The following is an 11,327-nucleotide window of genomic DNA, read 5'->3' as shown; positions in this document are numbered from 1 at the left end:
TCGTCGCTCTGCGTCGTCGCCGCGCCCACGGCAAGCCGAGCGGCCCTGTCCCTCTGGCGCCGCAGGTGGCACCGGTGGACGCCGGCGAGATAGCGGTCACCTGGTACGGCCACGCGTCGGCCCTCGTCGAAATCGACGGTCGACGGATTCTCACCGACCCGGTGTGGAGTCGTCGGGTGTCGCCGACGCAGCGAATCGGGCCCGCCCGGTTGCACCCGACGCCGGTGCCGCTCGAAGAACTGCCTGCCGTCGACGCGATCGTCATCTCCCACGATCACTACGACCACCTCGACAAGTCGACGATTCAGCGGTTGGCCGGCCTGCAGGACGCTCCGTTCGTGGTGCCCATCGGCATCGGTGCACACCTGCGGCAGTGGAAGATCCCCGAGGATCGGATCGTCGAACTCGACTGGGACGAACAGAGGGAGATCGCCGGCATCACGATCACGTGCACCGAGGCGCGGCATTTCTCGGGCCGAGGCCTGCGGCGTGACCTGACGCAGTGGGCGTCGTGGGCGTTCGCCGGTCCGGACCATCGGGTGTTCTTCGGCGGAGACACCGGCTACACGGTGAAGTTCGCGGAGATCGGTGCCAAATACGGGCCGTTCGATCTGACGCTTCTGCCCGTCGGTGCCTACGATCCGCGCTGGGCGGATATCCACATGAACCCGGAGGAAGCCGTCCGGGCGCACGGCGACCTGGGTGGGAAAGTTCTGGTGCCGGTGCACTGGGCGACGTTCAACCTGGCGTTCCACCCGTGGGTCGAGCCGATCGTCCGGTTGAAGGCGGCCGCCGAGCAGGTCGGTGCGGCCACCGCGGTACCCATGCCGGGGCAGCGGCTCGATGTCTCGCGCGGCGTCGGCGACGACCGTTGGTGGGCGCGGCTCGGGTGAGCCCGGAACGGCCTAGGCTTACCGGCATGTCGATCGAGGCGGACGCCCAGCGGGAAACCGGACTCACCGAAGCGGAGGTGGCCAGGCTTCGAGCAGACGGCAAGTCCAACGACGTCCCGGCCCGCGCCAGTCGGTCGGTGGGCGACATCGTCCGCGGCAACGTCTTCACCCGTATCAACGCGATCCTCGGTGTGTTGTTGATCATCGTGTTGTCGACGGGTTCGATCATCGACGGCATGTTCGGCTTGCTGATCATCGCGAACAGCGGCATCGGCATCATTCAGGAGATCCGCGCGAAGAAGACGTTGGACGAGCTGGCCATTGTCGGCCAGAGCAAGCCCGTGGTTCGCCGCGACGGTGTGGCCGTGGCCGTGGCGCCGAACGAGGTGGTGCTCGGCGATGTCATCGAACTCGGCCCGGGAGATCAGATCGTCGTCGACGGTGAGGTCATCGAGTCCGCAAGCCTGGAAATCGACGAGTCCTTGCTGACCGGCGAAGCGGATGCCGTGCACAAGGACCTCGAGGCGCCGGTGCTCTCGGGCAGCTTCGTGGTCGCCGGCAGCGGCGCCTACCGGGCCACTAAAGTTGGCCGCGACGCCTATGCGGCGCAGCTCGCCGACGAGGCCAGCAAGTTCACCCTGGTGCATTCGGAACTGCGCAGCGGTATCGACCGCATTCTGAAGTTCATCACGTATCTGATGATTCCCGCAGGCGCTCTGATCATCTACAACCAGCTGTTCGTCAGTGGCCAGTCGCTGGGGCCTGCGCTCAACGGCATGGTGGCGGCGCTCGTCCCGATGGTTCCCGAAGGCCTCGTGTTGATGACGTCAATCGCCTTCGCCGTCGGGGTCGTCAGGTTGGGCCAGCGCAAGTGTCTGGTGCAGGAACTGCCCGCGATCGAGGGTCTCGCGCGGGTCGACGTGGTGTGCGCCGACAAGACGGGCACTCTCACCGAGAACGGCATGCGGCTCTCCGAGCTCCGGGTGATCGAGGAGGGCGACACGTCGGTCCTCACGTCGGTGCTCGCCGCTCTGGCACACGACGACCCCCGACCCAACGCGAGCGTGCTGGCCATCGCCGAGGCATTCCCCGACGAACCGGGCTGGACGCAGACCGCGGTCGCGCCGTTCTCCTCGGCCAAGAAGTGGAGCGGCCTGTCCTACGGCGAGAACGGCAACTGGATTCTCGGCGCGACCGATGTGCTGCTCGATCCCTCGTCCGTGATCGCCAGGCAGGCAGAGGAAGTCGGCTCGGCGGGCCTGCGCGTGCTCCTCCTCGCGAGCAGCGACCTTGCCGTCGACGCCGAGTCCGCGCCGGGCGTCGTGACGCCGCGGGCCCTGGTGATTCTCGAGCAGAAGGTGCGAGCGGATGCCCGCGACACACTCGACTACTTCGCCACTCAGTCGGTTGCCGTCAAGGTCATTTCGGGCGACAACGCCGTGTCCGTCGGAGCGGTGGCCGGCTCGCTGGGGCTGCCCGGCACCGCAGTCGATGCACGGAGCCTGCCCGATGAGGCGAACGAGCTGTCCGACGCGGTCGAGCAGTCGACGACGTTCGGTCGGGTACGCCCCGATCAGAAGCGCGCGATGGTCGGGGCCCTGCAGTCACGCGGGCACACCGTCGCGATGACCGGTGACGGCGTCAACGACGTTCTCGCGCTCAAGGACGCCGACATCGGCGTCGCGATGGGCTCCGGCAGCCCGGCAACACGGGCTGTTGCTCAGATCGTGTTGCTGGACAACAAGTTCGCCACGCTTCCGTACGTCGTCGGTGAAGGGCGACGGGTCATCGGCAACATCGAACGCGTCTCGAACCTGTTCCTGACCAAGACGGTGTACTCGGTATTGCTCGCGTTCCTCATCGGCCTCTCCGGAGTGCTGGCGCAGGTGTTCGACTTCGAGCCGCTGCCATACCCCTTCCTGCCTCGGCACGTCACCATCGCAGCCTGGTTCACCATCGGTATTCCGGCGTTCATCCTGTCGCTGGCACCCAACAACGAACGCGCGCGCACCGGATTCGTCTCGCGCGTCATGCGTCTCGCGGTGCCGTCGGGAGTGATCGTCGGAACGTCGACGTTCGTGTCGTTCCTCCTGGCGTACCAGGGCCCCAACGCAACCGAAGTGCAAGTGACGCAGGCGAGTACGACCGCGTTGATCACGCTCATCATGATCGCGGTGTGGGTGCTCGCAGTCGTCGCTCGCCCGTACTCCTGGTGGAAAATAGTGCTGATCGCAGGCTCCGTGGTCGGCTACCTCGCATTGTTCACCATCCCGTTCTGCCGGACCTTCTTCAAACTCGATCCGTCCAACGTCGCACTGACGACCACCGCCCTCGTCATCGGTGCGATCGGCATCGCCCTGGTCGAAGTTTCCTGGTGGACTTCCACGGCACTGCAACGCCGATCCGCGGCCAGAAGCGACGTAAGCTTCGATCCGTCGGATGCAACCTTTTGAGATGGAGCGATCATGAGTTTCGCAGACAACATGAAGGGTCTCGTCGAAGCGGGCAAGAAGGCCGCCGCCGAGAACTCGGACAAGATCGAGACCGCCGTCGACAAGACAGCCGACTTGATCGATCAGAAGACCGGCGGAAAATACGCCGACAAGGTCGACAAGGTGCAGGAAGCCGCCAAGAAGGCGATCCCGGAGAAGTGACCCTCGCGCTGAGCGGCACCATCTGATCGTGGACGGACCGGTACTACTGCTCGTCGTCATCGCCGCTGTGACGGTGGCGGGCTTCGCCAAGCGTTTCGATTTGCAGGTCCCGTTGGTCCTGGTGACCGTCGGGTCCATCGCGTCGTTCGTTCCCGGCGTGCCGCACGTGACGTTGTCGCCGGAACTGATCCTCGGGGTGGTGCTGCCCCCGCTGCTGTATTCGGCGGCGCTCGACTTCTCCTTCGTCAGCTTCCGAAACAACCTCGGGCACATCCTGCGGCTCGGGATCGTGATGGTCGTCGTGACGACCTTCGCCGTCGGGTATTTCGCGAACTGGCTGGTGCCTGAGTTGACGCTCGCGGCGGCCCTCGTTCTCGGGGCCGTGGTGGCGCCGCCCGACGCCGTTGCCGCGGTCGCGGTCGGCCGCAAGCTCGGATTGCCGTCGCGCATGATGGCCATCCTCACCGGTGAGAGCCTCGTCAACGATGCCGCCGCGCTGACGCTGTTCACGCTGACGGTGGCGTCGGTGACCGGTAAGAAGATCGCGATCGACTCACCGATCGTGTTTTTCGCCTACGAGATCGTCGGCGGTGTTCTCGTCGGCCTGATTCTGTCGCGGATCGTTCGGTTCGTGCGCTCGCGCATCAGCGATTCGGCGTTGGAGACCGTGCTGGGGCTGGTGCTTCCGTTCACCGCGTATCTCGCGGCCGAGGAGATTCACGCGTCCGGTGTGCTCGCCGTCGTCACCGCGGGGTTCGTTCTCGGTCGAGTCACCGCGGACGTCCCCGTCACCACGCGCATCCAGGAACGCCAGGTGTGGCCGACGATGGATCTGCTTCTCGAAGCATTCGTGTTCGCGTACATGGGGCTTCAGCTGAAATTCGTTCTCCAGGAGATCGAACGAGACGGGCTGCCCAAGCTCCACGTTCTCGCGTACGCGCTCGCCGTTCTCCTTCTCGTCATGGCGGTGCGACCTGCGTGGATCTTCGTCAACACCGGCAGACGCGCAGTTACCCGCAAGCTGTTGCGGCGGCACGGCAGCAACGCGCGTCTTCGACACGGTCGTGGGACAGTCGATCCACTGGGGTTGACCTGGCGACAGAACCTCGTCATCTCGTGGGCAGGCATGCGCGGCGTCGTGACACTCGCCGCCGCGTCCGGTGTGCCGCTCGTGACGGTGGCGGGAGACGCGTTCCCCGGCCGAGCCGTCATCCAGGCGGTGGCGTTCGTGGTCGCCGTCGGGACGCTGCTCATCCAGGGTCTGACGTTGCCCTGGCTGATCCGCAGCCTCGACGTCACCGATCCACTCGAACAGCAGCAGACCGAAGAGCAGAAGCAGCTCGCTCGATCGATCTCGCGGTCGGCAGCCGAGACCTATCTGACCGATGCGTCGACCAAGGGCATCCCCGGAGCGGACGCGGAGGCGGTGGACGCAGTGGTCACTCGGGTGCGTCGTTCGGTGCTTGCCAGGCTCGACGCCGACGAGACCGAGGACCGGGAAGTGCGTATCACGCAAGCGGGAGCGCTGTTCGACACGCTGCGACGTCATGTGCTTGCCGCGCAGCGGAAGGCGCTGATCGACGCGCGTGACGCCGGCGAGCTGGACGACGAGGTGTTGCGGACCGTGCTCGACGGTTTGGACGTGGAAGAGGCGGCGGCCGAGGCACGACTCGAACGGAGAAGCCGATAGTGCGAATGCTGCCGAGCGGGGCACGGGCGGCCGTGGTGGCCCTCGTGCTGGTGGGGATTGCAGGGTGCGCGCAGCCCACCGAACCACCATCACCCGCACCGTCCGAGCCACCGACGGTGCCGGCTCCGGTGGGCGACGAGCGGGGTTCGCTCGTGTCCGACGTCGAGATGGGACACACCGACTTCGCCGTTCGCGCTCTGGGCGCGACGGCCACGCGGGTGGTGTACCGGTCGACGTCGAGTTCCGGCGACACCGGCACTGAGGTGTCCGGGGTCGTGTTCAGACCGAAAGGTGCCGCGCCCCAGGGAGGTTGGCCCGTCGTGGCCGTCGGGCACGGCACCACCGGTGTCACCGACGAGTGCGCACCGTCGCTGTACCCCAACCTGCTGGGCACCATCGGCATGGTGGCACCCTTCCTCGAACGGGGAATGGTTGTCGCCGTCACCGATTACGAGGGCATCGGAACCCCCGGGCCCCACCCGTACCTCAACCCCGACGCGGCCGCCCACAATATTGTCGACGCCGTCCGAGCGGCCAGAAACGTGGTGCCCGAAGCGAGTGCGCGGTGGGGTGCCATCGGTAATTCCCAGGGTGGTCACGCGGTGTGGGCTGCCGCCGAGCGCGCAGATTACGGGGACGGCCTCGAGCTCGTCGGGGGAGCAGCCCTGTCGCCGACCCTGGATCTCGCCCCGATGTTTGCCCCGGAGCATGTGAACACCCTGCCGCAAACCCTGCTGACACCCTTTCTCGTCGCGGGCCTGCAGGTCAGCGATGCGCAGGTCCGGGAGTCGGACTACATCCGCGGCGCACTCGAGCTCGACAATCGGGCGCTGACGGCCTGCACCGATCTTCTCGGTGTGCAAAAGGCAGAAGCAGCAACCCGTTTGCTGCCGGGTGATGCAGCGCCGGCGACGGAGGCGTCGCGGGTGACGATGGTCGACTGGCTGCGGTCGGTGTCGCTGCCGCAGAACAGCACCTCGACGCCCATGCTCGTCGTCGCGGGTCAGCAGGACCAGCTGATCGACCCGAAATGGACACAGGACGCAGCCGGAGAGGCATGCTCGATGGGTGACACGGTCGAGCTCCGCGTCGCGCCGGGCCAGGGCCACTCCGAGCAGGCCGCCGTGGTCGACGGCGTCGACTGGCTGATGGATCGGTTCGCGGGCCGACCGGCACCGAACACGTGCGACGGAGGGTGAACGACGTGGACCGACCGACCCCAGAGGCAGCCGAGCCGCTTCAATTGCTGCGTGCACTGTGCATGGCGTTACCCGAGGCAACCGAACGCGTCAGCCACGGCGAACCTGCGTGGTTCGTGCGCAAGGCGCCGCAGTTCGCGATGTTCTCCGATCATCACCACGACGACCGTGTCGGCTTCGTCGCGGCGGCACCCGCAGGGGCGCAGCAGGATTGGCTCGCCCGCGATACCGTCAAATTCTATGCTCCGCCGTACTTCGGCGGCCGCGGCTGGATCGGTGTGTACCTGGACGTCGATCAGAACTGGGACGACATCGCCGACATCGTCGACGACGCCTACCGAACCGTCGCGCCGAAGAAACTGATCACCCAGCTCGACGCCGAGCGGGCAACGGAATGACGAGAACCGTTCCGTGAGCCCAGCTCTGATGTGGTTGGCGGTCATTCTCGCCTGCGTGATCGGCGCAGTCGCGGTGATCACCCTGCGCGGTCGACGAGACCTGACCACACCCGAGGAACGCGCCGTGCACGCGACCCTGCACACGGCGTCGTTGGCTGCGCGGCCGCTGCGTCAGGGTCTCGATGTCCAATCGGCCACCGAGGCCGCGCCGCACCTGCGCGCACTGACGGGGGGCGACGCCCTGGGTGTCACCGACGCGAGCGGCGCATTGTTGACCTGGAACGGCCCGCATGAAGAAGTCACCGACGAGTTCCGTGCAGCCGCCCGACGCGCCATCGACGGTGAGCGACGGGTACTGCTGATGGGTCCGCTGGGCGCGGGCCACGCGGTGCGGGCGTTGATCGCGCAGCCGCTCCTCATCGAGGACGTCGGGGTGGTCGGTGTGCTGGGCATCGTCACCAGGTCCGCTCCCGGTCCGGGCATGCTCGGGGCGATCACCGAAGTGGCCAGGTATGCGTGCGGGCAGATCGAACTGGCGGAACTCGACGCCTCGCGCGCTCGGCTGGACCGCGCCGAGGTGCGGGCACTGCGGGCGCAGATCAGCCCGCATTTCATCTACAACGCACTCAGTACGGTGGCGTCGTTCGTGCGCACCGACCCCGACCGGGCACGCGAACTGGTGCTCGAGTTCGCCGACTTCACTCGGTACTCGTTCCGCAATTCGGGGGAGTTCACGACTCTGTCCGACGAGCTACGCAACATCGACCGGTACCTGACGCTCGAGCGCGCGCGGTTCGGCGACACGCTACAGGTGACACTGCAGGTGGCGCCGGAGGTTCTCAACGTGACGCTGCCGTTCCTGGCCCTGCAACCGCTCGTCGAGAACGCTGTGCGGCACGGGTTGTCGGGACGTGCGGGCGGAGGGACGATCACCATCATCGCTGCCGACGAGGGCACCGACTGCTTGATCAGCATCGAGGACGATGGTGTCGGGATGGATCCGGAGGTTCTGCGGTCTGGGACGCTCGATGCCGGAGAGGCAGCGCACGTGGGCTTGGCCAACGTCGACGATCGACTGCGCGCCGCGTTCGGTAACGACTACGGTCTCGTCGTCGACACCGCTGAAGGCGCGGGCACCAAGGTCAGCCTGCGAGTGCCCAAGTTCAAGGCTGGTATTCGGGCATGACCGGGGGATCTGGCAACATGCCGGGAGTGGAGCCTGCAGGAATGACCCGGAATGCGGGAGTGGAGCCGCCTGCAGGAGTGACTGGGACGGGCCTTGTCGTGCTCGCGGTGGACGACGAGAAGCCTGCGCTCGACGAGCTGGCGTTTCTGCTGAACCGCCAGGAGTGTGTTGCGGAGGTCAACACCGCTGCGGACGCGACGACGGCGCTGCGTCGATTGCAGCATCCGGTGGGGCCGTCGCACCCCGCTGTCGATGCGGTGTTCCTCGACATCAACATGCCCGGGCTCGACGGGTTGGAGCTGGCCGGCATTCTGGCGAATTTCGCGCGGCCGCCCGCGGTGGTGTTCGTGACCGCGCACGACGATCGCGCTCTTGCCGCATTCGATCTCGGTGCCGTCGACTATCTGCTCAAACCGCTTCGCGAGGATCGGCTCACCGAGTCGCTCCGCCGGATTCTGGCCGCAGGTCGTCGTACGGACTCGGCGGATGCGTCGGCGTCGGCGTCGGCGTCGGACGAGATCATTCCGGTCGAGCTGGGTGGTACGACGACGCTGGTTCAACGTGGGAGCGTGGGGTGGGTCGAGGCCGACGGTGACTACGCGCGGCTGCACACCACCCGAGGCTCGCATCTGGTGCGTATTCCGATTTCGACGCTCGAGAGTCGGTGGGCCGAAGTCGGCTTTCTTCGAGTGCACCGGTCCTATCTGGTCTCCCTTGCGCTGGTGACGGGAATCAAAAGCGTCGGCTCGGGCCTTGTTGTGTGCCTGCGCGGCGACGGCGACCTTTCGGCCGTGGAGTTGCCGGTCAGTAGGCGACACACCAGGGAGCTCAAGGACCGGTTGGTTCGCGGGCCGCTGCAGTCCTGGTCGAACCGGTGACCGAATCCCGCGGCAATCCGCGTCAACGCGTCGTTCTGGCGCGCAGGCGGGGCGCGAGAATGGTGCGTACACGCGTCGAGGTGCAGGAGCAGACCGAGGTCGGCGACGCGATGGTGCGGGGTCTCGTGCGTGCGCAGCTGCTGCTGTCCATCCGGTTGGCGGTGCTCACCCTCGCCGTGTTGTTCGCGATCCCGCTGGTTTCGCTCCTGGTGCCGGCGTTCGGTGCTGCGGAAGTGTTCGGCATTCGGTTGCCGTGGCTCGTACTCGGGGTTGCGGTGTATCCGTTGTTGCTCGGTGTCGGCTGGATCTACGTCCGCCAGGCGGAGCGCAACGAGCAGGAATTCGTCGACCTCGTGGACGACTGAGCCGTGTCGGGTGTTCCGTGGGTGACCGTCGCGGCTTTGCTCCTCGCGGCCTTCGCCACCGTCGCCATCGGGGTGTACGGCGTCCGCCTCGCGCGCACGACGTCGGATTTCCTCGTCGCCTCACGCACGGTGGGTCCGCGGTGGAACGCCGCCGCGATTTCCGGTGAATACCTTTCTGCTGCATCCTTTCTCGGTGTAGCCGGACTGATAGCCAAGTATGGTGCCGATGCGCTGTGGTACCCGATCGGATTCACCGCGGGCTACCTCGGGCTGTTGCTGTTCGTCGCTGCGCCGTTGCGCCGGAGCGGGGCTTACACGGTTCCCGATTTCGCCGAATTCAGGCTGGGCTCGCGCCGTCTGCGCACGCTTGCGATGTTGGTCGTCGTCATCATCTGCGCGCTCTACCTCGTGCCGCAGTTCCAGGGGGCGGGTCTGACGCTCAACATCCTTCTCGGAGTACCAGGTTGGGTGGGTGCGGCAGTCGTCGGTCTTATCGTCATCGCCAACGTGGTGGGCGGAGGCATGCGCTCGATCACGTTCGTACAAGCCTTTCAGTACTGGCTCAAGCTCACGGCCGTCGCAGTACCCGCCCTCGTTCTCTCGCTGCATTTCTTCGCCGACGACCGGGCCGTCGGCAGTCCGGCGCCGCCCACGGTCGACCGCGTGACAACCGTCGACATCAATACCGACGTCCTCGTCCAGGTCAATTCGCCGATCGACGTACTCGTCGAGGGCACGGTGGACGGCGCCGACGTTGCCGGGCGTATCGAGCTCGGTGCCGGCACGCACGAATTGGGCGAGGGCACATCGCTCGTCCTCGACGCCCGATCGGCCGTTCCGGTGGTTGCCGGAGCACCTGCGACAGACGACGAATGGGCACAACCGGGCGGGGGACTGGGCGGGATGCATCCGCTGTATCAGGTGTATTCGCTGATCCTGGCGACGTTCCTCGGCACCCTCGGACTGCCGCACGTGCTGGTGCGCTTCTACACCAATCCCGACGGTCGGGCTGCGCGCCTCACCTCGCTCACCGTGCTCGGACTTCTCGGTGTCTTCTACCTGTTTCCGACGTTGCTCGGAGTATTTGCCCGGCTCTACGTTCCCCAGTTGCTCATCACCGGCAACTCCGACGCCGCGGTACTGCTGTTGCCGGGCTCGGTGCTGTCGGGGGTGCCCGGTCAGTTGCTCGCGGCCCTCGTCGCCGCCGGGGCCATCGCGGCCTTCCTGTCGACCTCGTCCGGTCTGCTGGTCAGCATCGCGGGCGTTCTCAGCACCGATGTGCTGCGGGGACGAGTCCGCGATTTCAGGATTGCTGCGGTCCTCGCGGGTGCGCTGCCGCTCGCACTGTCGCTGGGAGTGGTGTCGCTCGACCTCTCGCGCACCGTCGGCCTGGTCTTCGCTGTTGCGGCGTCGACACTGTGCCCGCTCCTCATGCTTGGCATCTGGTGGCGAGGACTGACCGCTGCCGGAGCCGGTGCCGGCCTGATCGGCGGCGGGGCCGTCTCGCTCGTCGCGGCGTCGCTGTCCGTCGTCGGGATTCCCGATACCTGGTCCAACGGGTGGGCGTCGGCGATCCTCGGATACCCCGCCGCAGTGAGTGTTCCGCTGGCCTTCGGCCTCATGTACGCCGTCAGCAAGGCGACCGCGCGATCCGTCCCCGCCGACGTCGGCCGGATCTTCACCCGTCTCCACGCGCCCGACCGCCTCGGCGTCGGAAAAGACAGGGAACGCGAGCTCTGACCTTTGCCTTGTTCACCGCCGGGCTTCCCGTTCATCGTCGCCAGGCGACCGTTCGGCGCACACTCTTCACAACTGGGCGTGTGACCGGCGCCACTGCATATCTTTGTGATCGGCATCTCATTAACGTTCCCTCCAGTTCGTTCGTCACAGCCCGTGACGTGACCCAAGAGGGAGCCCAGACGTGACACGACCGGATAGTTCTCCGCCACCGGACGCGCAAGCGTTCATCGACATGCAAGCGAGCCCGGAGTTTCAGGAGCTGCGACGCAGGCTGCGCAGTTTCGTCTTCCCGATGACCGCGTTCTTTCTGATCTGGTACATCGT

Annotated in this window: 11 protein-coding genes; all 11 read left to right on the top strand. The window is 66.5% G+C overall.

Going from position 1 to position 11,327, the window contains the following annotated elements:
- Positions 1 to 893 (top strand): MBL fold metallo-hydrolase (locus WBQ44_RS07625; protein WP_495566109.1); only part of this gene is annotated, 893 nt, incomplete at its 5' end.
- A 26-nt stretch (positions 894 to 919) separates the two neighbouring features.
- Positions 920 to 3,346, top strand: coding sequence for an HAD-IC family P-type ATPase (locus WBQ44_RS07620; RefSeq protein WP_495566108.1), 2,427 nt, complete (start codon positions 920 to 922; stop codon positions 3,344 to 3,346).
- Between the two features lie 12 nt (positions 3,347 to 3,358).
- On the top strand, positions 3,359 to 3,547 hold the full coding sequence (locus tag WBQ44_RS07615) for an antitoxin (protein ID WP_495566107.1): 189 nt from the start codon (positions 3,359 to 3,361) through the stop codon (positions 3,545 to 3,547).
- 28 nt (positions 3,548 to 3,575) lie between these two features.
- The gene (locus WBQ44_RS07610; protein WP_495566106.1) at positions 3,576 to 5,237 is read left to right on the top strand and encodes a Na+/H+ antiporter; all 1,662 of its coding nucleotides are present in this window, start codon (positions 3,576 to 3,578) and stop codon (positions 5,235 to 5,237) included.
- Positions 5,238 to 5,242: 5 nt separating this feature from the next.
- On the top strand, positions 5,243 to 6,436 hold the full coding sequence (locus tag WBQ44_RS07605; RefSeq protein WP_495566115.1) for a lipase family protein: 1,194 nt from the start codon (positions 5,243 to 5,245) through the stop codon (positions 6,434 to 6,436).
- 62 nt (positions 6,437 to 6,498) lie between these two features.
- Entirely contained in the window at positions 6,499 to 6,834 is a 336-nt protein-coding gene (locus tag WBQ44_RS07600) for an MmcQ/YjbR family DNA-binding protein (protein WP_495566114.1), read from the top strand.
- Positions 6,835 to 6,862: 28 nt separating this feature from the next.
- Entirely contained in the window at positions 6,863 to 8,020 is a 1,158-nt protein-coding gene (locus tag WBQ44_RS07595; RefSeq protein WP_495566113.1) for a sensor histidine kinase, read from the top strand.
- Between the two features lie 41 nt (positions 8,021 to 8,061).
- A complete protein-coding gene (locus WBQ44_RS07590; protein WP_495566112.1) occupies positions 8,062 to 8,898 on the top strand; it encodes a LytR/AlgR family response regulator transcription factor in 837 nt (278 codons plus the stop codon).
- A gap of 59 nt (positions 8,899 to 8,957) precedes the next feature.
- Positions 8,958 to 9,263 carry a DUF485 domain-containing protein gene (locus WBQ44_RS07585; protein WP_495566111.1) on the top strand — a complete coding sequence of 102 codons (306 nt, stop codon included), beginning with the start codon at positions 8,958 to 8,960 and terminating at the stop codon, positions 9,261 to 9,263.
- Positions 9,264 to 9,266: 3 nt separating this feature from the next.
- Positions 9,267 to 11,003, top strand: coding sequence for a sodium/solute symporter (locus WBQ44_RS07580; protein WP_495566105.1), 1,737 nt, complete (start codon positions 9,267 to 9,269; stop codon positions 11,001 to 11,003).
- A 232-nt stretch (positions 11,004 to 11,235) separates the two neighbouring features.
- Positions 11,236 to 11,327, top strand: a 92-nt coding sequence (locus WBQ44_RS07575; RefSeq protein ID WP_495566110.1) for a DUF485 domain-containing protein, incomplete at its 3' end; no start/stop codon positions are given.

Source organism: Rhodococcus sp. (in: high G+C Gram-positive bacteria) (assembly GCF_049591685.1).
GTDB lineage: Bacteria > Actinomycetota > Actinomycetes > Mycobacteriales > Mycobacteriaceae > Rhodococcoides.
This window is presented reverse-complemented; position numbering and strand designations above follow the sequence as displayed.

Bases quoted from the DNA above. Each gene is read 5' to 3' on its own strand.
- WBQ44_RS07620 (WP_495566108.1), top strand. From the start codon at position 920: ATGTCGATCGAGGCGGACGCCCAGCGGGAAACCGGACTCACCGAAGCG.
- WBQ44_RS07615 (WP_495566107.1), top strand. From the start codon at position 3,359: ATGAGTTTCGCAGACAACATGAAGGGTCTCGTCGAAGCGGGCAAGAAG.
- WBQ44_RS07605 (WP_495566115.1), top strand. From the start codon at position 5,243: ATGCTGCCGAGCGGGGCACGGGCGGCCGTGGTGGCCCTCGTGCTGGTG.
- WBQ44_RS07600 (WP_495566114.1), top strand. From the start codon at position 6,499: ATGGCGTTACCCGAGGCAACCGAACGCGTCAGCCACGGCGAACCTGCG.
- WBQ44_RS07595 (WP_495566113.1), top strand. From the start codon at position 6,863: ATGTGGTTGGCGGTCATTCTCGCCTGCGTGATCGGCGCAGTCGCGGTG.
- WBQ44_RS07590 (WP_495566112.1), top strand. From the start codon at position 8,062: ATGACCCGGAATGCGGGAGTGGAGCCGCCTGCAGGAGTGACTGGGACG.
- WBQ44_RS07585 (WP_495566111.1), top strand. From the start codon at position 8,958: ATGGTGCGTACACGCGTCGAGGTGCAGGAGCAGACCGAGGTCGGCGAC.